This is a genomic window from Leifsonia sp. YAF41 (assembly GCF_052113185.1).
Taxonomy (GTDB): Bacteria; Actinomycetota; Actinomycetes; order Actinomycetales; family Microbacteriaceae; genus Cryobacterium.
In genome coordinates this window covers 91,825-114,086 of the sequence record NZ_JBFRCS010000014.1, presented here as the reverse complement: position 1 = coordinate 114,086, position 22,262 = coordinate 91,825, and the positions used below count along the sequence as shown (strand labels likewise).

Below are 22,262 nucleotides of genomic sequence, written 5' to 3'. Positions count from 1 at the left end.
TGGGAGCTCGGCTCACGGGATCTCGACAGGCTCGATCACCGCATGCTCGCGACACGCTGTTTTAGCCGCGCAACCCAACCGGTGGTCGAGCTTGTCGAGACCCAGCCCGACCCCCTCGAACGCACCCGCGCTGGAAGCTCGGCTCACGGGATCTCGACAGGCTCGATCACCGCATGCTCGCGACACGCTGTTTTAGCCGCGCAAGCGACTGCAATAATTAATTGTTCAGAAAACACTATGAGGGGGCCCCATGAGCACCGAATCCGCAACGACCGCTACACCGATCCGGTCGCTCACCGAGAAGGATCGCTTCGGCCGCCTGATCGAACGCCGCGACGGCAACGATTTCCCGTTCTATAACGGGACGCCCATCGAGCTCTCCGTCGGAAAGTGGATCCTCGTCTGGGCATCCGTGGCCGTCGGATTCTTCGCGCTCATCTTCATCCCGCAGCCGAACAACTTCGTCGCGATCCTTCCCCGCGCGCTCTTCGTCGCCATCCCCCTCGCGGTTCTGGGACTCGTGGCCGGCCGCTACTGGACCGCACTGTTCCGCAAGGTTCGTGGCGTTGATGTGCTGAACATGTTCTTCTTCGCCGCGCTCAACATCGTCATCACCTTTGCCGTTGGAGCACTCGTTGCCGCGACCTTCGGTGCGAACCCGAACGCCACCATCTCTGGAGCAGGGGGTGGCGGCGTCGGCGACACCATCGCCATGTATGTCGGAACCGGCATCCAGCTCGTCGGCGAAGAGATCTTCGTGATCCTGCCGTTCCTCGCGCTGATGTACTTCCTCTTCGCCAAGGCCGGCCTGTCGCGCAAGACGGCGATCATCCTCGCCTGGGTTGTCTCCTCACTCTGGTTCGGCGCCGCCCACCTGCCGACCTATGACTGGAACTTCGCCCAGGCATTCCTCATCATCGGATCCGCCCGCATCGCGCTGACCCTTGCCTTCATCCGCACGAAGAACCTCTGGGTCGCCGCCGGCGCGCACATCATCAACGACTGGGTGTTCCTCACCTTCGCCGTGATCGGGAGCGTCGCTGCCGCAAGCTAGTTACCTCTCGAGTCTCAGCGCCGACGATCGTGTGGCGCTGAGGCACGACGAAACACCAGAATGCTCGCAATCGAGCCGCCGATGGCGATCGTGAGAGCGACGACAGCAACCCCCAGATAGCGCCATTCGGATGCCTCGCTGTAGGGGAAGGTATCCGACCAGTCGAGCCCCAGGCGCACCACCACCGCGCCCACGAGCCAGGCCAGCAGGATGCCCAGCGCGAGCAGGACGGGACGGCGCGGGCCACGAGGTTTCATGGTGCAATTCTCCCGGATCTCGACAGGCTCGATCACCGACGCTGCCCCTGTACCGGATTCGATCACAGGGGTACCGTCGCTGGCGAATTCATCTCAGAGAGGACGATTGCTGATGCCACAGAACAAGACTCCGCAGCTGAAGGATCCCGAGCTCTACGAGACTCTGCGCGAAGAGGGCGCCTCGAAAGAGAAGGCGGCACGAATCTCGAACGCTGCGGCGAAGGAAGGCCGTTCAGAGATCGGGCGTCGCGGCGGCGAATCGGGTGATTACGACGATTGGACTGTTCCTGCTTTGAAGAAACGCGCCAAAGAACTCGGCCTGAGCGGTTATTCACGCAAAAGGAAGGGCGAGCTCATCGAGCAGCTTCGCTCCCACTGAGATTCGATCGACGGCACCGGCATCCAAAGAATTTTTCGCTTCGTGTCGATTGAGCCTGGTGCCATTCGACCTTGGGGTGAGAAAGTCATCAAGCGACTTTCCCCAACAAAGGAGAACGAAATGCCAAAGTACATGCTGATCATGCGGGCGACCGACGAATCGTTTGCGAATTTCGCCAACATCGACTTCGCACTGATGTTGGACGCCATGGGCAAGTTCAATGACGAGTTGATTCGCGCCGGAGTGCTGCTGGCGGCCGAGGGCCTCGACGACGCGAATGACGGTGTCGTCGTTGACTTCACCGGCGAGACGCCGGTCGTCACCGACGGCCCTTACGGAGAGACGAAGGAGCTGTTCAACGGCTACTACATTCTCGATGTCGCATCGAAAGAGGAAGCCGTCGAATGGGCCAAGCGGGCGCCCTACACAGCGGGCAGCAAGACCGAGATTCGCCGCGTGCCGTCGATCGACGAGTTTCCGCAGGACAACCCGTGGATTCAGAAAGAGCGTGCCTGGCGCGAGCAGACCGGCCAGCTCTGAACCGACAGCGGGCAAGCCGACGGCGAGCAGGCCAACGGTGAGCAAGTCAGACGCGCGGAGCGCCGTCGAAGCGGTGTGGCGGATCGAGTCCGCCCGTATCGTCGGCGCTCTCGCCCGCTACACCGGAGACTTCTCGCTGGCCGAAGATCTCGCACAGGAGGCGCTGGCCGAAGCTCTCGTGTCGTGGTCGATCGATGGCATTCCGGCTCAACCGACCGGATGGCTGCTCACCACGGGTCGGCGCCGGGCCATCGACGCGTTTCGGCGGCGGTCCGCTCGCGACGAACGCTATGCCCTCCTCGCCCGTGACCTCGACGAGAAACTGCCAGGGGCCGACGCCCTGTTCGACCCCGATGCCATCGACGACGACGTTTTGGCGCTGATGTTCATCTCTTGCCATCCGGTGTTGTCACGCGAGGCACGAATCGCGCTGACGCTCCGGGTTGTCGGAGGTCTGACCAGTGAGGAGATCGCCCGAGCATTTCTGGTTCCAGTGCCCACCATTCAGGCGCGCATCACCCGCGCCAAGAAAACGCTGGCCGCCGCGCGCGTGCCGTTTGCCGTTCCCGAAACGCACGAGCTGGCCGAGCGCCTCGGTTCCGTGCTGCAGGTCGTCTACCTGATCTTCACCGAGGGTTCCTCGGCAACGAGCGGCGACACGTGGATGCGCACAGATCTGGCCGGCGAGGCCCGCCGCCTGGCGCGCGTGCTGGTGCGACTCCGACCCGATCCCGAGGTGTTCGGCCTGCTCGCGCTGCTGGAACTCACCGCGGCCCGTTTCCCCGCCCGACTCGACGCGTCGGGACATCCGGTGCTGCTGGAAGACCAGGATCGACGATTGTGGGACCAGACCGCGATTCGGCGCGGGCGCGCTGCTCTGGCACGTGCAAGTAGCGCCGGCCGCGGGCTGGGCGCCTACGGGCTCCAGGCATCCATCGCCGAGTGCCACGCAGTTGCGCGCTCCGTTGCCGACACCGACTGGGCGCGGATTGTCATCCTGTATGAAGCGCTCGGCCGCTTGACGCCATCACCGATCATCGACCTCAACCGTGCGGTAGCCGTGGCGATGGCCTCGGGTCCAGCCGACGGACTCGCCTTGGTCGACACGATCGCGGCTCAAGGCGAGCTCGCCGGCTCGCACCTGCTCCCCGCGGTACGTGGCGAGATGCTCATCCGTCTCGGCCGACGCGGCAAAGCCCGGGCCGCACTCCTCGACGCCGTCGCCCTGTGCAAAAACTCAGCCGAGCGCGCGGAACTCGAGCGAAAGCTTGAAACGCTCAGCGATGGAGTTGAAGGCGCGCGCTGATCAGTGGGCAGCCGACCACGCCAACTGTTCGGCACAGAACGACGTGAGGTCAACGCTCTGGGTGGGCGGCAGGTCGATTGCCGCCGGGTCAATGCCAGTGTTCGATGTCATCGCATCTCCTTTGTTCGAAAGGGGGTTGTGTCGTTTGTTGCGCAACTCCCGATTCCGATGATGCGAATCGGTAGGTGCCCGTCGCTCGCTATCCCCCAGTTGGTGAGCGACGGGCACCGTCCATAACCGCACGAACTAGTCGTGCGGGGTCGTAAGGCCGAGGCTCACACACAGCTCCTCGGGCGGTCGTTGAGACGGGAAAACGGCGAGGCGCCTGTCGGGAAGCTGACAGGTCACGAGGGCAGGAACGGGATAGACGCCGTCGGCACTCTCGGTGTCGGCAAAGGTTCCGACCTGCCAGGAGGCGCCGCACATGTCGACAGCCAATCGAATGCGCTCGGCGAGCGGCGTCGGCGTCTTCTCCTCGGGATTTCCGGGGAGATAGACCGAGGAGCCGTGCAAGGAGTTCATATCGGCGGCGCCGTAGCAATCCATCAGATAGTTGATTTGGCCCTGGGGTGCCGAGGCGATCATGATCGCGCCGGCCGTGGTCGCGAGCACGAGAGCACCCGCGACACTGATGGCCGTGATGCGATGCCGGCGCTTTCGTTGCACATCGAGTGCAGCGACCGTCGTCAGAAGATTCTGCTTCATCCGCTCAAACTCGGCCGTGTCAGGCAGGAGGCTGCGATTCATGATTCGCTCCTCAGGGTGCCGAGTTCGCTGCGGAGCCGTGCGCGCAAGCGGGAGAGCCTATTCCGCAGGGCCGCCGAGCTGATCCCGGCCGCTGCGGCAGCCTCTTCATAGCTGCGTCCGTCACGAACGCAGAGTTCGAACACCACGCGGTCTGCGGGGGGCAACAGAGATACCGCGGTGTCCACGTAGTGGCGAAGTTCGGCTTGCTCGGCCGATTGCTCCGGGCTGGTGTGCGTGCTCGGCACGAACTCGTGGTTGGGGCTGAAGCTGCGCCGCCGATCGTGTCTGTCGAGTGCGCGCTTGCGGTTGCGGATGGTGAATTTGCAGGTGACCAGCAGCCACGGCAGCATCGAATCGCCTTCGATGACGAGCGACTTGCGTCGGCGCCAGAGCACGACGAAGACATCCTGGCTCACTTCCTCGGCATCTTCGCGCTGTTCCAGGTTCGATGCCGCGTAGGCGAAGACGACTCGGCCATGTCGATCGTAGATTTCAGCGAAGGCAGCGGCGCTTCCGCGGGCCAGTTCGTCGAGGAGAGCACCATCGGTCGATGATGGCTCGCGGGTGGCGGGTGCCACCGAACCATCAGCAATGTTGCTCATAACTAGGTAATGTCCCCTCCGCGGCAATCCTCTCAACTTTGAGCAAAGTATTTTGGCTTGACTCTTCTCCGCTTCCGCCGCCAAGATGAGCGTTTCCGGCAGAAGTCGGGAACACCACATTTCTGGGGGAACTGAATGGCAATCACAACCGGCACGAAAGCTCGACGTTTGGCCGCGTCGGCACTCGGCATTGCGGTGCTCTCGATCGGACTCGTCTCGGTGGGCGGGGCAGCGCACGCCGCTCCTCGGGAGCACAAGGTTGCCGAAGAGAAGTCATGCTCCCTTGACCTCGGCACCAACAGGCTCGTCTGCGTTACCGTGGGCGATGACCTCAACAAGGCGGTGCTTGAGCAAGAGAACCTCATCGTCGTCTCACCACTCGGTGCACGCGGCATCTCGGCCGACCGCGCCGCCGCGCCCGCCGGCGCTCTGGTCACCTATGTTCAGGCCCAGCTCTACGCCGACGCGAATTACGGCGGGGCTACCTTTCAGGTCACGAATTCCGCAATATGCAACGGCAGCACCACCTGGTACTACGGACCCCTGTCGAACGTGGGATGGTCAAGCAAAGTGAGCTCCTTCAAGAGTTTCTCCGGCTGCTCGACGAAGCTCTGGCAAGGCGGCAACTACACCGGAGCAAGCTACGGCTATGCGGTGAATGCCGCAACTCTCGGCGTGATGAACGACGCGGGCAACTCGGTGACCATGAAGTAGGCTCCGCTCCGCTTCGCTCCGACTCCCTCGCTGCCGCAGTTCAGCCGGCTCCTGGGCAGCCCCGCACACCCCGTGCTAACGTCCGAGTTTGTGCGAGCAATTCTTGAGGACCCCAGCGGCCATCGTCTCGTCTGGATTGATACGGATGACCCGTCCCCGGCTCCCGACGAAGTGATCGTCGAGGTCGCCGCCACCGCGGTGAATCGCGCCGACCTTGCACAGCGTCAGGGGATCTACCCGCCGCCGCCCGGCGAATCCCCGATCCTCGGTTTGGAGTGCGCGGGGGTCATCAGCGAGATCGGCTCCGCGGTGACGGCCTGGGCAGTCGGAGACCGGGTCTGCGCGCTGCTCGGTGGCGGCGGCTATGCCGAACGCGTGGCGGTGCCGGCCACCCAGCTGCTGCCGGTTCCCACCGGTCTCTCGTTCAGCGAAGCAGCGTCGTTGCCGGAGGCTGTCTGCACGGTCTGGTCGAACCTGGCGATGGGCTTCAACGCTCCGCTGCCAGGACAGGTCGCTCTCATCCATGGCGGCGCCAGCGGGCTCGGCACGATGGCGGTGCAACTGGCGGCCCGCTACGGATACACCGTCATTGCGACGGCCGGATCGCCGGATCGCGCTCGCGCCACCGAGCAGTGGGGAGCCGTACGTGGCATCGACTATCGCAGCGAAGACTTCGGCTCGGTCGTCGCCGACCTGACGGAGGGGCGTGGCGCGAACGTCATCATCGACGTGGTGGGTGCCAGCTACCTCACCCGCAATCTTGACGCGCTGGCCGACGACGGTCGCCTCATGGTGCTCGGACTGATGGGCGGCCACATCGCCTCGGTTGACCTCGCTTCGATGCTGCGACGCCGGCTGAGCCTGCACGCGACAAGTTTGCGATCACGCCCGCGCACCGGTGCGGCGTCGAAGGCCGAGATCGTATCCCGGGTGAGAACGGATGTCTGGCCGTGGTTCGAATCCGGCGACGTGCGTCCTGCCATCGGCACAGTGCTGCCGATCACGAGCGTCGAGCAGGCTCACCGCGAGATCGCCGACGGCACTGCCGCATCGGGCAAGACGGTGCTGGAAATTCCCGGTCGTTGACTCTCTCGGTGGTTGAGGAGCGAGCGCCAGCGAGCGTCTCGAAACCACGCGAGCCAATCCTCGGGCGCAACCAACGTTCAGAGACTGGCCCGCGAGATCTCGAGACGCGGCCGACTCCGTCGGCTGCTCCTCGATCAACGAGATTGCCGGTCTGCCAGAATGACTAGATGAGCGAAGCGATCAGGGTTGCCTTCATCGGTCTCGGCGACGATGCGGCGCTGATCGCCGGCGGACTCGCCGCTGCCGGAGTGAACGTGGTCGGCTTCGATGTCGCCGGAGTGAAGAACGCAGCCCAGAACGTCACGGTGCCCGTCGCCGCAAGCACGCCCTCACCGATCCCCCGCGCCGCGAGCATCGAAGACGCCGTCGCCGGAGCAGACCTCGTCGTCTCGCTTAACTCACCGATGGCTGCGCGCACGGTGGCCGAGCAGGTCTCCCCTCTGCTTGAACAGGGCGCCGTCTTCGCCGATCTCAACTCAGGCACGCCAGCGCTCAAGCGCAAGCTCGCCGAACTCTTCGCCGACGGGTCGTTCGCCGACGTCGCCATCATGAAGCCCGGGCCGGAACTCGCGGAAAGGGTTCCGATGTGCGCAGCCGGCACTGGCGCGCACCGCTTCATCGAGTTGCTCGAACCGTTCGGAACGAGCATCGAATACGTGTCAGACGTCGCCGGAGAAGCGGCGGCGCGCACGCTGATTCGCAGCATCCTGACCAAGGGCATGGCCGGAGTTCTGATCGACACCCTGTGGGCTGCCGAGAGCCTGGGAATGCAGAAGTGGGCCTACCAAGAGATCCTCGACGAGTTCGACTCCAGCACGAGCGAAACCGCGAAAGACTATCTCTCGGGCACGGCCCAGCACATCAAGCGCCGACAGATCGAGATGATGGATGTCGTCGAGATGTTGAACGACACCGGGTACGAGAGCAACATGGTCAGCTCGGTTGAAGCGAACTACTCGCGCATTCTGCACGGGAAGAAAATCCCGTTCAGCAAGCCGGGCAAGTAGCCAACTCGGCGGTCGAGCCTGTCGAGCCCCAGCGATCGGGTCACGAGATTTCGACAAGCTCGACCACCGAGCGGTTAGTAGTCGAGCTGCTGCTGCAGCGCGTCAAGCACGATGTAGCACGGCAGCACCTGAGCCACGCTGGAGTTGGGCTCGCGCCCTTCCTTGATCGCCGCGACGAACTCGCGGTCCTGCAGCTCAATGCCGTTCATCGAGACATCCACCTGCGACACGTCGATCTGTTCCTCCGCACCGGTGAACAGGTCGTCATAGCGGGCGACGTAGGTTGCGGTGTCGCCGATGTAGCGAAAGTAGCTTCCGAACGGGCCCTCATTGTTGAATGACAGTGAGAGCGTGCAGATCTTGCCGCCCTCGGTCTTCAGCTGAATCGACATGTCCATGGCGATGCCGAGTTCAGGATGCTTCGGGCCCTGGATGGCGTTGGCCTGCACCACCTTCTCGCCCGTCTGGTACTGGAACAGGTCGACGGTGTGCGCGGCGTGGTGCCAGAGCAGGTGGTCGGTCCAGGAGCGGGGCTTGCCCAGCGCGTTCGTGTTGGTGCGACGGAAGAAGTAGGTCTGCACGTCCATCTGCAGGATGGACAGCTCTCCCGCCTGGATTTTCTTGTGCACGTACTGGTGCGACGGGTTGAACCGCCGGGTGTGACCGGCCATTGCGATCAGCCCGGTCTCCCGCTGCAGGTCAACGATTTCCTGTACTCCGGCGAGCGAGTCGCTCATCGGAATCTCCACCATCACGTTCTTGCCGGCACGCAGAGCCTGGATCGTCTGTGCGTGGTGCATCTGCGTGGGCGTCGCCAGAATCACGCCGTCGAGGTCGTCTTGCGCGAGCAGTTCGGCGTAGTCGGTGAATGCGGCCTTCGCGCCGTAGGTGGCGGCCACTTCTTCGGCGGCATCCAGTGTGCTGTGCGCGACGTACTGAATTTTCGCGTCGGCGATCTGCGAAATCGCATCGAGGTGTTTGTGGCCGAAGGCGCCGAGGCCGACGACGGCGAGGTTGACGGTCATGAGTTCTCCTGGGGGGTGAGGATGAGGTGCCCGACTGAGGTGTTCGAGGCCGGAACGTGGTTGAAGCGGTAGACCTCGTCGACCGTGTCGCCGAGCGCACCGCGCATGATCAGCCACATGATGAGCTCGACGCCTTCGGAGCCGGCCTCGACCATGTACTCGAGATGCGACTTGTACTGAAGCACTTCGGGCGCGTTGATGAGATCGTCCATGAACTGCTTGTCCCAGGGCAGGTTGATCAGCCCGGCACGCGCGCCCTGGATCTGGTGGCTCATGCCGCCGGTTCCCCAGATCTGCACATCAAGATCTTCATCGAACTGCTCGACGGCACGGCGGATCGCCTTGCCGATCGAGAGGCAGCGCTCACCCGACGGCTGCGGGTACATCACCACGTTGACGGCGATCGGGATGACCTTGGTCGGCCACTTTTCGGGCGAACCGTACATGAGCGACAGCGGCACGGTGAGCCCGTGGTCCACCTCGAGCACGTTGAGCACGGTCATGTCGAAGTCGTCGAGGATGAGCGACGAGGCCAGGTGGGTCGCCAGCTCGGGGGCGCCCTCCACGACGGGAACCGGGCGCGGACCGTAGCCCTCATCGCAGATCTCGAATGAGTCGGCGATCCCGATTGCGAACGTCGGCATGATCTCCATGCCGAAGTACGACGCGTGGTCGTTGTAGACGATGATCGCCACGTCGGGGTTGTTGGTCTTGATCCAGTTCTTCGAGAACTCGTAGCCCTCGAACATGGGCTTCCAATAGGGCTCTTCGGTGCGGCCCATGTCGATGGCCGCGCCGACGGCGGGAACATGGCTGGTTGCGACGCCAGCAGTGATGCGTGCCATTATGCTTCGCCTCGTTCCTTCTTGGAGCGCCAGCCCTCGATGCTGCGGCCACCGGCCACCATCATCGCTGTGTACTGCTCCACGTTCATATCGGTCATCGTGCTGACGGCCTGCACATACGACTTCCCTTCCGACGCAAAGATCTTCGAGAGAAAGTAGACGTTGCCACCGGTGTCGAGCATCTTCTGAAAGTCGCGGGTGAGCACGGCATCCTTCTGATCCGGGGTCATCGACCACTCGTCGAGATAGGCGACTTCGTCCGCGAGAAAGCGCTTCCGGTTCACTTCGGTGCGCAGACTCATGCAGAACTGATTGAGCGCGAAACCCTCCCGCGCCTTCTCGATCGTAAAGATCGTGGTGCCGGGGATGTCGTCGAATTGTTCAAAGTTGGGCTTCATGATCAGCTCCAGTAGAGGGTGTTGGGGTTGGTGACGAGCAGCTTCTGTTGCAGCGCCGGGGTCGTGGCGATCGACGGCACGTAGTCGACGAGGATCCCGTCGTCTGGCACGTCTTTCTTCATGTTGGGATGCGGCCAGTCGGTGCCCCAGAGCACCCGGTCGGGGAACTCCTCGACGATCGCCTTCGCGAACGGGACGACATCCGCATAAAGCGGCGCACCGCTCAGGCTCAGGCGATCCGGGCAGCTGACCTTGCACCAGACGTTGTCGTTGTCGCGCATGAACGTCTGCAGCAGCTCGAAGTCGGGATTGTCGAGCGGCTTGCTGACGTCGGGACGCCCCATGTGGTCGATGGCGATCGGCACATTGAGCGAGCGAAAGAAATCGCCCTTCTCGCGCAGGTCGGAGGGCTCGAAATAGAGCACGACATGCCAGCCGAGCGGACGGATCTTGTCGACGATGGCCCGGTAGTACTCGTCGGGCTTCGGGTCGACGAGGCGCTTGACGTAGTTGAAGCGCACGCCGCGCACACCCAGCTCGTGCATCCGGGCCAGCTCGGCCTCGGTCACGTCGGGCGTCACCGTGACAACGCCGCGCGCCTTGTCGTTCGAGTACTCAAGCACGTCGAGAAGTGCCGAGTTGTCGGATCCGTGGCAGGTGGCCTGCACCACGACGTTCTTCTCGAAACCGAGAAAGTCGCGCAGGGCGAAGAGCTGATCGCGGCTGGCATCGCAGGGGGTGTACTTGCGCTCCGGTGCGAAGGGGAAGAGGTTGCCGGGGCCGAAGACGTGGCAGTGCGCGTCGACGGCTCCCACGGGCACGACAAACTGGGGCTTGCTGGGACTTGCTTCCCAGTCCAGCCAGTCAGCGTCTTTCACGAAGGTCTGCGTGCTCATAGTCCGCGCGCCTCCAGCTTCTCGTTCAGCCGCGGGAACACGGCTCGAGCGTTGCCCGCGAAGATCGCGTCGCGTTCTGATGCCGAGACATCCGCCGCGTCAATGTAACGCTTGGTGTCGTCGAAGTACTGCCCGGTCTGGGGATCGATCCCCCGAACCGCGCCGATCATCTCCGAGCCGAACAGGATGTTCTTGGTGTCGATCACGTCGACGAGCAGGTCGATGCCCGGCTGGTGGTAGACGCAGGTGTCGAAGAACACGTTGTTCATCAGGTGGGTGTCGAGGCTCGGCTGCTTCAGCATGTCGGCCAGGCCGCGGTAGCGACCCCAGTGGTACGGCACGGCGCCGCCGCCGTGCGGAATGAGGAAACGCAGCGTCGGGAAGTCCGCGAACAGGTCGCCCTGGATCAGCTGCATGAACGCAGTGGTGTCGGCGTTCATGTAGTGCGCGCCGGTGGCGTGGAAGTTGGAGTTGCACGACGCCGACACGTGGATCATGGCCGGAACGTCGAGTTCGACCAGCTTCTCGTAGAGCGGGTACCAATACTTGTCGGTCAGCGGAACCGTGTTCCACATGCCGCCGCTCGGGTCGGGGTTGAGGTTGCAGCCGATGAAGCCGAGTTCGGTGACCGCCCGCTCGAGCTCGGCGATCGACTCGGTCAGGTCGGCGCCGGGCGACTGCGGCAGCTGGCACACGCCCACGAAGGTTTCAGGAAAGAGATCGACGACGCGCTTGATCAGGTTGTTGCAGGCGACGGTCCACTCGAGGCTGATGCGCTGGTCGCCCTCATGGTGCCCCATGGCGGATGCCCGGGGCGAGAAGATCGTGAGGTCGGTGCCGCGCTGGTCAATCAGACGCAGCTGGTTCGAGACGATGCTCTCCCGGATGACGTCGTCGGAGATCTCGGGGTAGGCGGGTGTGGGCTCACCCGCTGTGAAGGCCGCCAACTGGTCGATCCGCCACTGGTTGTGAAGCTCGGGGGCGGTTGTGTAGTGGCCGTGACAATCGATGATCATTTGCTCTCCCAAGCCGATCGGAGTACGTAGACGCTGCCCGACATCAACATGCGGGCCGTGCGGAGCAGGGCGGACGTGACGACGACGGGACTCCCGCTGGAGTTGTCGACCTCCATCTGCACTGTGAAGAACCCGGTCGGGTGTTCGACCGATACTTCGAGGCTGTCGCCGACCTCATCAAGGCCGGCGATCTGGGCCGCAACGCTGCCCTCGAGCATGCAGGCGGTCGCCACCGAGACAGCCCCGAGAACACCGATCGACTCGTGCACGCGGTGCGGGATGAACGTGCGTGTGCTGACCAGGCCGCCATCGCGGGCAGGAGCGAGCAGGCTCATTTTCGGCACTGTCTTGTTGGTCACGTCGCCGAGGTTCATCAGCGGGCCGACCGCAAGGCGGATCGCTTCGACGCGCGCCTTCAGCTCCACGTTCGCTTCCAACTCGGTCGGCGACTCATAACCGGTGATGCCGAAGTCGGCGGCACTCAGGCACACCACCGGCATGCCGTTGTCGATGCAGGTCACCGGGATGCCGTCGACTATGTCGATCACGTTGCCGGTCGGGAGCAGCGAGCCGCAGCTGGAGCCCGCGACATCTTCGAAGTTGATGATGATCGGAGCGTGGGTTCCGGGAACTCCGTCGATTCGGGCGTCGCCGGCGTACTCGACCAGGCCGCCAGGCGTCTGCACGAGGGCGGTCGCCTGCGACTGGGTGTTCTCCATGTAGATGGAGACCGAGGTCACGCCATCCTGCGCAGCAACCAGGCCGCGCTCGATCGCGAACGGGCCGACTCCGGCGAGGATGTTGCCGCAGTTCTGCTGATCGCTGACCTCTGCACGGTCGGGCCAGACCTGCAAAAACAGGTAATCGACATCCGTGCCGACTCGTTCTGAACGACGCACGACGGCGACCTTGGAGGTGAGCGGATGCCCGCCGCCCATGCCGTCGATCTCGCGCGCGTCGGGCGAGCCCATGGCCGCGAGCAAGAAACGGTCGCGTGCCGCGCGGTCAGCCGGAAGGTCGTCGGCCAGAAAGTAGAGCCCCTTCGAGGTTCCACCGCGCATGACCGAGCATGGTACCGCCACCTGGGTATTGGTCATTCGGCGTAGCTCTCGTACACCAGGCCCTTGGCGGCGAGCGCCTCGCGCATGTTGTAGATGTCGAGGCCCAGTTCGCCGGCCGCCAGGCGCGCGCGCTTCGCCGTCTCGTTGGCTTCGCGCTCACGCCCCTTTTCGAGCACCGCCGCGGCATCTTCGCGACGAACCACAACCACGCCGTCGATGTCGGCGATGACGACGTCGCCCGGCCGGATCATCTGGTTGGCGATGACGATGGGGGTCTGCACATTGGCGGGCGTGGCCTTGACCGTGCCCTGGGCTCCGATGCTCTTTGCCCAGACGGGGAAGCCCATCTCGGTGAGGGTGGCGACGTCACGCACACCGGCGTCGATCACCAGGCCGCGCACACCGTGGGCCATCAGGCTCTCGGCCAGCAGGTCGCCGAGGTAGCCGTCGTCGCAGGGGCTGGTGGGGGTGACGATCAGGATGTCGCCGGGCTGGGCCTGTTCGACCGCCACGTGGATCATCCAATTGTCGCCGGGTGCGACCTCGCAGGTCAGGGCGTTGCCGGCGATCTTCGCGGGGAAGATGGGGCGGAGGCGGAGGTCGAGCAAACCGGTGCGTCCCTGCGATTCGTGAACTGTTGCAACGCCCAGCTCGGCGAGGCCGTCAACGATGTCCAGGGGGGTACGTGGTGTACCCGTCACTACTCGCGCCATGATTCTCCTTTGAAGGCCTGTGCAGGCTCGCGCAAAGCGCGCACCTCCAGACAACTTCATAGGGAGTGAAAACCCTAGGTCGAATTCCGGATACCGGAAGGGTACTTCTGTAGGCGGATGTCGTCAGTGCAGGCGAGACGCGACGCCGAGACCGGCCTCAACGAGCTTTCTCGAAAGCGCGGCCGATGTCACTTGCAGCACCGGGACCATCCGTTGGGCATCTGTGTGTGAGCTCGGCACGACGACTCCGAGCGCCGCGATGACCTTGCCGCCTTTGCCGCGCACGGGGACCGCGACGGATCTGGCGCCTTCCTCGAGTTCGGCGTCGGTGATCGCGAAGCCCTGCGACTTGACCGCTTTGAGCTGCTCGCTCAGTTTCGCGGGGTCGGTGATTGTCTGTGCGGTGTAGCGCTCAAGCGAGGTGAGCACGGCGTCGTGCAGGTCATGGTTGCCGTAGGCGAGCAGCACTTTTCCGACGCCAGAGGCATGTAGCGGGAGCCGCGCGCCCGGACGGCTCTGCACCGACATCGTGCGTGAGCCGGCAATGCGTTCGACGATGAGGCAGCGCAAGCCGTCGAGCACGGCGATCTGCACGGCGTCGTTGCCGAGCCCGTAGATATCCTCCATATACGGCAGGGCGACTTCGCGCAGTTCGGCGTGCACCGAGGCGAGGATGCCGAGGTCCCAGATTTTGCGGCCGATCTCGTAGTCGCCGTCGGCTCCCCTGACCAGGGCGGACTCCCGCTCCAGGTCATGCACGAGGCGGTGCGCGGTGGTCAACGGCAGGCCTGCACGGCGCGCGATCGACGAGAGCGATTGGCGGCGGTACTTCGTGCTGAAGGTGTCCAAGACCGCGAAGGCGCGCCCGGTGACCGAGCGTGTTTCGGGGGGCTTGTCCATGGTTCTTGTGACTCTATCAATCTTGCCCATCCCGGCAGTCGAGCATGTCGAGACCCGACGCGCCAACCTCCACACGCAACCAACTCGGTGGTCGAGCCGGTCGAGACCGGGCGAGCCGCCCCTCCATGGATGGTTACGTCTGGAGGTCGGCTGGCGAAGGTCACTGCGACGAACTCAGTACATCGCTCAACAGGCTCGACCGCCGAGTCAGCCGTCCCGCTTCGGCGGGAACCACCTCGCGCCCGACTACTTCCAGGCGAGGGCGGCGAGAACCGGCAGCGCCGCCGCCGTTCCCGAGTTCCGAGAGGTGTGCACGGTGCTCGTCGTCATGCCGGCCCAGAACAGCGTGTCCTGGATCGGTGCGTTCAACCCGCTACGACGTGAGAACGGACCCGGGTACGCCCCGCGCGCATACTCGTCTTTCGACCAGTCGTAGGTCGAGGCATTCACGAACTTCAGACTTGAGTCGCCGGTCGTCGCGCGCACGTTTTCGAGCCCGAACGCGTGGCGCTCCTTCTCCTTGAGGTTGAGGAGTTCTTGCGCAGCACCGCCGGTCATCCAGGTCACGACGAGCTGACCGGCATAGCCGGGGGTGCCTGTCGACGCGTTCCAGAGGGTGGGCGGGTTGAGCGAGTAGGTCTCGAGGAGGTCCCAATTCTCCGGCACCCGGGGGTCTGTGACGATAACGGGGTGGGCAAACTCCAGAATCCCCTTGAACACGGGCAGGTACTCGATCTCCTGGATTGCAGCCGCCCGGTCGGCTGACAGCGGCGGGTCGAACTGGATGTCGCCATGTTTCAGCACTCCGCCGGGTACGGCCAGAACCACGGTCTTCGCCGCGTAGACATGTCCGCCGTTGACGACCACCTCGGCGCCGGCCGCGCTGTATTTCACGGTGCGCACGGGGCTTTTCAGAATGATCGAGATCCCGTTCGCGAGCGGCGCAAGAATCTGGTTGTAGCCACCAATCACCCGATAGTCCCCGCCGGGGCTGTAGTCGCCCATCCACCCGGATTCGGCGACGTACTCAAGCGCCTCTTCCAGATCGCCGACGACGTCGATGGCCGGGAGCACATCGAACTGTTCGGTGTCGACCTCGATCACGAGGAAGGAGAGCGGGTAATTGCTGCGCGGGATGCCGAGGCGCAGGAGCCAGGCCTCTGCGGTCTCCTCGTCGTTGGCCGGTTCGGGGATGCCGTCGGGAAACGAGGGTGCGCCTTGCGGAAAGTGGTAGAACTCGTAGTCGTTCTGGTTAGTCCATTTCGTGTCACCCGGGCTGAACTTCGAGAACTCTTGGCTCCACATGTGGGTCTGCAGCCCCTGGCCTGTCACCAGCGGCCAGGTTGAGGTGCGCGGTCCACCGTGAATGAGCTCGGCCCCACGCTCGAACGGGATCGACATAGACTTCCGGTCAGTCCAGAGTCGACCGCCGATGCGATCGCGCGCCTCCAACACGAGCACCGATTTGCCGGCATCCACGAGAGCGCGTGCGGCGCCGAGCCCTGCTACTCCCGCGCCGATGACGATGGTGTCCCAGCTCTTGTCTTTGGGATTCGGGCCGCGGCCGGTCGCCGCGCCGGCTGTGAGCAGCACGCCCGCTGCAGCGGCGGCACCGACGCCGAGCACGGTGCGTCGGGTCAGGCCAGAAGGCGTCGGCGCACGGCCCTCCACAGCTACGGAATTCTCGTCAGATGGGACCATCATCGCTCCTTTGCGTTGCCGCGCCGTGAATGCTGCCGCCACCGGGGACTGCCGGTGGTAATCACACGACGACGCTGTCGTGCGATTCCGCGAAACATTACCGGCCAAAATTGCCGATTGCAAGCAATTTCAGCAGATCTTTGAATGAATCGGCAAACAATGTAGACGATTGTTGCGCGATGCTCTCGGCGGGAGCGCTAGAGCGGCACCGGCCGGACGCACGAGACGCTCAGCGCACACCGAGGCATCCTCGGTGTGCGCTGAGCGTGCGTCGAATTTGCAGAAAAAGAGTGATCGGTTGACGCGCTGCAACCTGTCGGTCAATCCCCTGCGGCTGCGCTCCTGATCACGTCGGCGACGACCTCCGGGCGGGACACATAGACGGAGTGGCTTCCATGGGATTCTGACGTGGTCGCGCTCATCCGCGCCGCCATCGTCTCCTGCGCCGAGGGTGGAATCATGTGGTCATCGGCCGCGATCAGATACCAGGTCGGCTTGCTGCGCCAGGCCGGATCTGTCACCGCAGTGCCTAGCGCTTCGAGGCCCCACGGCACTTGCGAATCGGCCATGAACGCCGCATCTTCGGCGGGCACGTCGGCCGCGAACGAGGCGTGGAACTTGTCGCGGTCGAGAAAGAGCAGACCGCCGTCGGGCGGCAGGATCGGCGGCTGCGGGCCATCGGTGGGGAATCCCTGAATCAGGGTGTTCACGGACTCGCCCTCGTCCGGCGCGAACGCGGCGACGAAGACGAGTGAGGCGACGTTCTCATGCGTGCCTGCCTGGCTGATGACGGCGCCGCCGTAGGAGTGCCCAACCAACACGGCCGGCTCCGACTGGCGATCGAGAATTTGCCGTGTCGCAGCATCGTCTCCGGCCAGGGACAGAGTGGGGTGCTGAACAATACTGACGGTGTAGCCGTCTCGAGTGAGAATGTCGTAGACCCCCTTCCAGCCTGACCCGTCGACAAACCCGCCGTGGACAAGGACCACTGACTTGGTTGGTGCACTCATGCTGTTCTCCTTCGAGCTGAATGACGTGGACGACGGGAACAGTAGGCGGAGGCATGGAAGCCGTCAACGGCCTTGAGGTGTGAAGTGTCGGTGGCCGATCTGCTCTGGGACCCGTTCCCAACTTCGGAGATCCTTCAGAATTCCGACGATGCCAGGCCCGAATCGCGCGATTCGAGCAAAATCTCCGAAGTTGCGAAAGGCACCGCGCGGATTGTCGAGCTCGTCGCGCTCCTCGAACTAACGAAATGGCTACGGAGTCCACCACGGTCGCAACGGCAGCCTGCCGGCCTCATTCCCGGCGGGCTTCTGCATCAGCACCTGGTGCAACTGAATGCCGTTGTTCTCGAACGCGAGCCGCGAACCGGCCATGTACAAGCCCCAGACTTTCGCGGTGGGGAGTCCGACCTCATCCACCGCCTCATCCCAGTGCTCGACGAGGTTGGCGCACCAGTCGCGCAGAGTGAGGGCGTAATGCTCCCGCAGGTTCTCTTCGTGCAGCACTTCGAGCCCGACGTCTTGTGCCTCGCTGATGATGCGACCCGAACCGGTGAGCTCGCCGTCGGGAAACACATAGCGGTCAATGAAACCGTGGGCCGCGGCTTTGGTGCGGTTTTCCGGCCGAGTGATGCAGTGGTTGAGCAGCAACCCGCCGGCGCGCAGCCGGGACTGCAAGAACTCGAAGTACGACGGATAGTTGTGCACGCCAATGTGCTCGAGCAGCCCGATCGAGGACACTGCGTCGAAGCCGCTCTCCCGGATGTCGCGATAGTCGCCGTAGCGCACTTCGGCCAGGCCACTCAGGCCTTCCTCCTCGATTGTTCGCTTCGCCCATCTGGTCTGCTCGGTCGACAGCGTCACCCCGAGGGCGCGCACGCCCCGGCGCGCGGCGTAACGCACCATGCCACCCCAGCCGCATCCGACGTCGAGCAACCGGTCCCCCGGCTTCAGCCGCAGTTTCTCGAACACGAGCCGGTACTTGTTCTCCTGCGCTTCATCGAGGGATGCCGCATCCGTCGGGTAGCACGCGCAGGTGTACGTCATCGACGGCCCGAGCACCCACTCATAGAAGGTGTTCGAGACGTCATAGTGGTGGTGGATCGCCTCGGCGTCGCGACCCTTGCTGTGACGGAGGCCCCCGGCGATGCGACGCCACCGGGCTGGCGTTTCCTCGGGCGGCGGCGCGATCGGGCGCAGATGTTCGACGCCGATCGAACGGATGATGTCCAGCATCATCCGCGGAGACGGGCGTGTGAAAACCAGGCTGTCGGCGAGCGCTTTAAGCAGCTCATACGGGTCACCGGGGTGCACGCCGTCGATGTCGAGATCGCCGGCGATGTAGGCGCGGGCCAGGCCGAGATCACCGCGTCCCGTCGCGAGGTAGGTCGTGCCGCGCGGCGACTTCAGATCCAACCCGAGCGGCGCATCGGGCGGACCGGCCGAACTCCCGTCGTAGGCGGTGAACCGCAGCGGCAGCCGGCCGCCGGCCAGGATCTCGAGCACCTCGGCGAGGGTATAGGTGCTGGTGCCTGCCGGGTGCGCTGCATCCGTTTGCCTCGTCGCATCCGTTTTCTTGGTCACGTCCGTGCCACGATCCTTGAACGTCGTCATCGTCGTTGTACCGCCTTCGCATAGAGGTCGAGGAGTCGAGAATCGGGGTCGTAGCGCTGCTTGACGGCGCGATACGCGTCGCCGCCGTAGAGTGCGTCGAACTCGTCCCGCGAATAATAGGAGTCGGAGTAGAGCGACTTGTGCCCGTCGAGCTCGGCCACTTTCTGCTCGATCAGCCGGTTCGTCTCCCCCTCGACTGATCCGATCGGCACCGTCGACCAGAAGCCGACATTCACATAGCTCTGCAGGGGCTGCAGCGGGTAGAGCGGCCAGCCCCGAACACGGGAACCGAAGCCCCGGCCCTCGTCGTCACGCAACCGCAGCGGGCACAGCCAGACCGGCTCGATCGGCACGGTTTCAAGAAACCAGTTCACAAACTCCGCGCACCGTTCGATCGGCACCTCGACATCTTGCACCACCCGCTCGCGGGGTGGCCGCCCTTTGACTTTCTCGAGCCGGTTGCCGATCTGAAACCGCTGCTCGAGTTTCATCAGCTTTCCGTAGAAGCGACTGCTCCGATAGCGCCGGGGCCAGAGCCGGCGAATCCAGGGAACCTGCGCACCGAATGCCTCCGAGCACCAGAACCAGTCGGTGTCCCACCGCCAGAAGTAGTCATGGATCGTGAGCCGGTCATCCGTCACACCGTTCGCGTGCTGAATCGAGCGATAGAAGATCTGCTGACCCGTGTAGTCGCTGACCGGGCCTGGTTCACTCGTCTGTGCGCCGACGCAGAGGTAGCTTTCGGTGGCACTGAACACCACACCGTCGAGATAGTCGACCGGAATTCCGTCGTGGTTGCCGGTCTGAAGGATGCCGTTCATCGTTCGGATCAGCTCGGCAAGAGAGTGGAACCGCAGGTGCCGGAGTGCGACGAACGGTGTGACGGGTTCCAGCTCGATGCGCAGGCGCACCGCGTAGCCGAGCGTGCCGTAGGAGTTGGGGAATGCGCGGAATAGGGCGGTGTTCTCGTGGGGTGACGCGGTGAGGATCTCACCGGTGCCGGTCAGGATGTCCATCTCCAGCACCGACTCGTGCGGCAAGCCGTTGCGAAACGAGGTCGACTCAATGCCGAGGCCGGTCACCGCACCACCGAGGGTGATGGTCTTCAGCTGCGGTACCACGAGGGGCGCCAACCCGTACGGCAGCGTCGCGGCGACGAGGTCTTCGTAGGTGCACATGCCGGCGACCTCGGCGGTGCCGGCATCCGCGTCGATCGCGATGACGCCGGTCAAGCCGGAAACGTCCAGTCCCGGCGCGGTGGTCTTGGCCCGGGTGCGGAACAGATTCGAGGTGCGTTTGGCCAGCCGCACCGGGGTCGTCGCCGGCACCGCCCGGTAGCTCTCCAGAAGGCGCTGCACGCCGGCGGCGTGAGCGCGCTGCGCGTCGAGCAAGGCGACTGGCACGGGGGCGGGCACGCTTTCACGTTAGCCCGACGTCTCCTCCGGCGCGACGCCCGCTCCGTCGGTGCGTTCTGGCAGACTCGTGCCATGACCACGACGATCGGAACACCGGGCGGCACACCCGAGCGACCGGCGATCTTCTTCGCCTCGCCGGAGGAGTTTCGCGCGTGGCTCGAGGCGAACCACGCCACCGCGACGGAACTCTGGATGGGCCTGTACAAGAAGCACGTGCCCGATGTCGGCCTCACCTGGGAGCAGGCCGTTCCCGAAGCCCTGTGCTTCGGCTGGATCGATTCCGTCTCTCAGCGCATCGATGAGGATGCCCGGCGCCAACGGTGGACACCGCGCAAGGCCTCAAGCAACTGGTCGAGCGTCAACATCGCACTCGTCGAGAAGCTCACCGCCGAGGGACGGATGCGCGAGGCCGGCATCGCTGCGTTCGAGCGCCGCCGTGAGGACAGATCAGGGGTGTACTCGCACGAGAACCCCGAGCAGGATCTGCCGCCCGAAGCATCCGCGCGGCTGGCCGCTAACCCCGCGGCATCCGCGTTTTGGGCGGTCGCCACGGCGAGCTATCGTCGCCAGGTCACGCACTGGGTGCTCACCGCGAAGCAAGAGGCCACCCGCGAACGACGCTTGGCTCAGCTCATCGATGAGAGCGCAGCCGGACGCATGGTTCCCTTTCAGCGCTTTGGCGTCGTGCCGAAATGGGTGGAGCGTGCCGCCGAGGCGGCGCGAGCCGCGGCATCCTCATCACCTTCGACACCGGACGAGGCATGAGCGGCACGCTTGGCCACTCTCTCGGCATCCGCAACCGGGGATCTCAGAGATCGTAAACGCGGCGCGCGTTTCCTGACGCTGTCAGTTCGGCAACCCGGATGGCATCCGACTCAGCCCAATCCCCCTGGTGTACCCAACGGCCCAGAACCTGCGCCATCGACCTCCGCCACAGCACCGCTCCCAGCAGATGAAGCTCAGGGAGACCGAACGCATCCGATGAGTAGAGCTGCTTGGCGAATGGCGCCAGTTCCAGGGATTCCGCGACGATGTCGGCGCTCCGGGCCCCGACATAGTTCAGGCTCAGCCCCACGTCGAAGTAGACGTTGTTGAATGCCTGAGCCAGGTAGCCCGACTCCCGATGGTACGGGTAGCAGTGCAGCAGCATGATGGGCGAGCCCTGAACTTGGGGCTGCCGCAGCAGCCCGAGCAAGAGCATCGGGTTGGATCGATGCAGGTCCATATCCCGGTCGCCGAGGCCCACGTGAAACTGAATGGGGAGTCGACAGCCGACAGCCGCGTGCACGATGAATGAGATGATCACCGGGTCGTCCAGCCGCAACGCTGTGTCGGCCTGCGCGTTCCACCGAGCCACTGCCTGCTCGACCTGCCAGTCGGTGGGGACGGACCAGTCGATGTCGAACCCGCATCGGTAGGCGGCGATGGTTTTGAAGCCGACGATGGTGGGCAGCGCCTGCGCCAAGGCCTCCCGGAAGTCGGAGGCGAAGGCTGCAGCAGACGCCGCGCCTGCGGCCACAGACTCAGCCAGCAGCTCGAGGCGAAGAATTTCCGAGCTGCCCGCTCCGGAGTCATCCGACATAGCCAGCGGCGTGGATATGGCCGAGGCGCTGAAGCCCGTGTCGATGATCCAGTGGCCGACCCCGGCTCGCGGCAGGAACAGACGGTTGAGCTCGGCCGGCGGTAGCGCGCTGCGAGCGGCCCAGTAGGCATCCGCGTCGGCATGCTCCGCCAGGCCCAGCAGGGGTGCGCACCAGCGCCGAATGGCGAATCCGAGTTGGGAGTCGAACTGGGTCATGAAACTCGGGATGGGGTCGGGAGAACCTTCGTTGATGGCTTCCTCGAAACCGGCACGGGCAATGGGCAGTGTGAAGCAGCCATGCACATGGTGATCCACCAGGGGCATCGACCGGATGGCCTCCGCCAGTCGGGTCGGCATCTGCTCATCGAGTCCTGACAGAACGTCCACCCCACCGCCTGTC

General features: G+C 64.3%; 24 protein-coding genes. 8 read left to right on the top strand and 16 right to left on the bottom strand.

Annotated features, from left to right (window positions below; all coding sequences use genetic code 11):
* Positions 1-250 precede the first annotated feature (250 nt).
* Positions 251-1,054 (top strand): CPBP family intramembrane glutamic endopeptidase, encoded by an 804-nt coding sequence (locus tag AB4Y63_RS16445; RefSeq protein ID WP_441792144.1) that lies wholly within the window; start codon positions 251-253, stop codon positions 1,052-1,054.
* A gap of 14 nt (positions 1,055-1,068) precedes the next feature.
* Here the strand turns inward: AB4Y63_RS16445 and AB4Y63_RS16440 are convergent, their stop codons facing one another.
* Positions 1,069-1,311 carry a hypothetical protein gene (locus AB4Y63_RS16440; RefSeq protein ID WP_441792143.1) on the bottom strand — a complete coding sequence of 81 codons (243 nt, stop codon included), beginning with the start codon at positions 1,309-1,311 and terminating at the stop codon, positions 1,069-1,071.
* Between the two features lie 112 nt (positions 1,312-1,423).
* On the opposite strand from AB4Y63_RS16440, the gene AB4Y63_RS16435 reads away from it, so the two are divergent.
* The 3 genes from AB4Y63_RS16435 to AB4Y63_RS16425 all read left to right on the top strand — a co-directional run bounded on the left by AB4Y63_RS16435 (position 1,424) and on the right by AB4Y63_RS16425 (position 3,536).
* A complete protein-coding gene (locus AB4Y63_RS16435) occupies positions 1,424-1,690 on the top strand; it encodes a DUF7218 family protein (RefSeq protein WP_441792142.1) in 267 nt (88 codons plus the stop codon).
* 120 nt (positions 1,691-1,810) lie between these two features.
* On the top strand, positions 1,811-2,230 hold the full coding sequence (locus AB4Y63_RS16430) for a YciI family protein (RefSeq protein WP_441792141.1): 420 nt from the start codon (positions 1,811-1,813) through the stop codon (positions 2,228-2,230).
* Between the two features lie 37 nt (positions 2,231-2,267).
* Entirely contained in the window at positions 2,268-3,536 is a 1,269-nt protein-coding gene (locus AB4Y63_RS16425; RefSeq protein WP_441792140.1) for an RNA polymerase sigma factor, read from the top strand.
* A 246-nt stretch (positions 3,537-3,782) separates the two neighbouring features.
* Here AB4Y63_RS16425 and AB4Y63_RS16420 read toward each other — a convergent pair whose 3' ends face one another.
* Positions 3,783-4,283: a hypothetical protein gene (locus tag AB4Y63_RS16420; protein ID WP_441792139.1), complete on the bottom strand. Its 501-nt coding sequence runs from the start codon at positions 4,281-4,283 to the stop codon at positions 3,783-3,785.
* Positions 4,280-4,885 (bottom strand): RNA polymerase sigma factor, encoded by a 606-nt coding sequence (locus tag AB4Y63_RS16415; protein ID WP_441792138.1) that lies wholly within the window; start codon positions 4,883-4,885, stop codon positions 4,280-4,282. The genes AB4Y63_RS16420 and AB4Y63_RS16415 overlap by 4 nt, the downstream gene beginning before the upstream one ends.
* 135 nt (positions 4,886-5,020) lie before the next feature.
* Here AB4Y63_RS16415 and AB4Y63_RS16410 point away from each other — a divergent pair, with 135 nt between their 5' ends.
* The 3 genes from AB4Y63_RS16410 to AB4Y63_RS16400 all read left to right on the top strand — a co-directional run bounded on the left by AB4Y63_RS16410 (position 5,021) and on the right by AB4Y63_RS16400 (position 7,692).
* The gene (locus AB4Y63_RS16410) at positions 5,021-5,599 is read left to right on the top strand and encodes a hypothetical protein (protein WP_441792137.1); all 579 of its coding nucleotides are present in this window, start codon (positions 5,021-5,023) and stop codon (positions 5,597-5,599) included.
* A 90-nt stretch (positions 5,600-5,689) separates the two neighbouring features.
* Complete coding sequence (locus AB4Y63_RS16405; RefSeq protein WP_441792136.1) at positions 5,690-6,685, top strand: NAD(P)H-quinone oxidoreductase; 996 nt, start codon at positions 5,690-5,692, stop codon at positions 6,683-6,685.
* A gap of 167 nt (positions 6,686-6,852) precedes the next feature.
* Positions 6,853-7,692, top strand: a complete 840-nt coding sequence (locus AB4Y63_RS16400; RefSeq protein ID WP_441792135.1) for an NAD(P)-binding domain-containing protein — start codon at positions 6,853-6,855, stop codon at positions 7,690-7,692.
* 74 nt (positions 7,693-7,766) lie between these two features.
* Here AB4Y63_RS16400 and AB4Y63_RS16395 read toward each other — a convergent pair whose 3' ends face one another.
* From AB4Y63_RS16395 to AB4Y63_RS16340, 12 genes are all read right to left on the bottom strand, one after another.
* Positions 7,767-8,717: a Gfo/Idh/MocA family oxidoreductase gene (locus AB4Y63_RS16395; RefSeq protein ID WP_441792134.1), complete on the bottom strand. Its 951-nt coding sequence runs from the start codon at positions 8,715-8,717 to the stop codon at positions 7,767-7,769.
* Positions 8,714-9,562, bottom strand: a complete 849-nt coding sequence (locus tag AB4Y63_RS16390; RefSeq protein WP_441792133.1) for a class III extradiol dioxygenase subunit beta — start codon at positions 9,560-9,562, stop codon at positions 8,714-8,716. The genes AB4Y63_RS16395 and AB4Y63_RS16390 overlap by 4 nt, the downstream gene beginning before the upstream one ends.
* Positions 9,562-9,960 carry a protocatechuate 4,5-dioxygenase subunit alpha gene (gene ligA / locus AB4Y63_RS16385; RefSeq protein ID WP_441792132.1) on the bottom strand — a complete coding sequence of 133 codons (399 nt, stop codon included), beginning with the start codon at positions 9,958-9,960 and terminating at the stop codon, positions 9,562-9,564. Before ligA ends, AB4Y63_RS16390 begins: the two co-directional genes overlap by 1 nt.
* A gap of 2 nt (positions 9,961-9,962) precedes the next feature.
* The gene (locus AB4Y63_RS16380) at positions 9,963-10,856 is read right to left on the bottom strand and encodes an amidohydrolase family protein (RefSeq protein WP_441792131.1); all 894 of its coding nucleotides are present in this window, start codon (positions 10,854-10,856) and stop codon (positions 9,963-9,965) included.
* Positions 10,853-11,872 (bottom strand): amidohydrolase family protein, encoded by a 1,020-nt coding sequence (locus AB4Y63_RS16375; protein ID WP_441792130.1) that lies wholly within the window; start codon positions 11,870-11,872, stop codon positions 10,853-10,855. The genes AB4Y63_RS16380 and AB4Y63_RS16375 overlap by 4 nt, the downstream gene beginning before the upstream one ends.
* Entirely contained in the window at positions 11,869-12,969 is a 1,101-nt protein-coding gene (locus AB4Y63_RS16370) for a 4-oxalomesaconate tautomerase (RefSeq protein ID WP_441792129.1), read from the bottom strand. The genes AB4Y63_RS16375 and AB4Y63_RS16370 overlap by 4 nt, the downstream gene beginning before the upstream one ends.
* Entirely contained in the window at positions 12,966-13,646 is a 681-nt protein-coding gene (locus AB4Y63_RS16365; protein ID WP_441792128.1) for a 4-carboxy-4-hydroxy-2-oxoadipate aldolase/oxaloacetate decarboxylase, read from the bottom strand. The genes AB4Y63_RS16370 and AB4Y63_RS16365 overlap by 4 nt, the downstream gene beginning before the upstream one ends.
* A gap of 123 nt (positions 13,647-13,769) precedes the next feature.
* Positions 13,770-14,546 (bottom strand): IclR family transcriptional regulator, encoded by a 777-nt coding sequence (locus AB4Y63_RS16360; protein ID WP_441792127.1) that lies wholly within the window; start codon positions 14,544-14,546, stop codon positions 13,770-13,772.
* Positions 14,547-14,792: 246 nt separating this feature from the next.
* On the bottom strand, positions 14,793-16,250 hold the full coding sequence (locus AB4Y63_RS16355; RefSeq protein WP_441792126.1) for a flavin monoamine oxidase family protein: 1,458 nt from the start codon (positions 16,248-16,250) through the stop codon (positions 14,793-14,795).
* 317 nt (positions 16,251-16,567) lie between these two features.
* Positions 16,568-17,257: an alpha/beta fold hydrolase gene (locus AB4Y63_RS16350; RefSeq protein WP_441792125.1), complete on the bottom strand. Its 690-nt coding sequence runs from the start codon at positions 17,255-17,257 to the stop codon at positions 16,568-16,570.
* A gap of 249 nt (positions 17,258-17,506) precedes the next feature.
* The gene (locus AB4Y63_RS16345; protein ID WP_441792124.1) at positions 17,507-18,835 is read right to left on the bottom strand and encodes a class I SAM-dependent methyltransferase; all 1,329 of its coding nucleotides are present in this window, start codon (positions 18,833-18,835) and stop codon (positions 17,507-17,509) included.
* A 26-nt stretch (positions 18,836-18,861) separates the two neighbouring features.
* Positions 18,862-20,280, bottom strand: coding sequence for an FAD-binding oxidoreductase (locus tag AB4Y63_RS16340; protein ID WP_441792123.1), 1,419 nt, complete (start codon positions 20,278-20,280; stop codon positions 18,862-18,864).
* 72 nt (positions 20,281-20,352) lie between these two features.
* Between AB4Y63_RS16340 and AB4Y63_RS16335 the strand changes: the two genes are divergently transcribed.
* Positions 20,353-21,045 carry a YdeI/OmpD-associated family protein gene (locus AB4Y63_RS16335; RefSeq protein ID WP_441792122.1) on the top strand — a complete coding sequence of 231 codons (693 nt, stop codon included), beginning with the start codon at positions 20,353-20,355 and terminating at the stop codon, positions 21,043-21,045.
* Between the two features lie 43 nt (positions 21,046-21,088).
* On the opposite strand, the gene AB4Y63_RS16330 is transcribed toward AB4Y63_RS16335, so the two are convergent.
* The gene (locus AB4Y63_RS16330; RefSeq protein WP_441792121.1) at positions 21,089-22,249 is read right to left on the bottom strand and encodes an amidohydrolase family protein; all 1,161 of its coding nucleotides are present in this window, start codon (positions 22,247-22,249) and stop codon (positions 21,089-21,091) included.
* Positions 22,250-22,262: the final 13 nt, after the last annotated feature.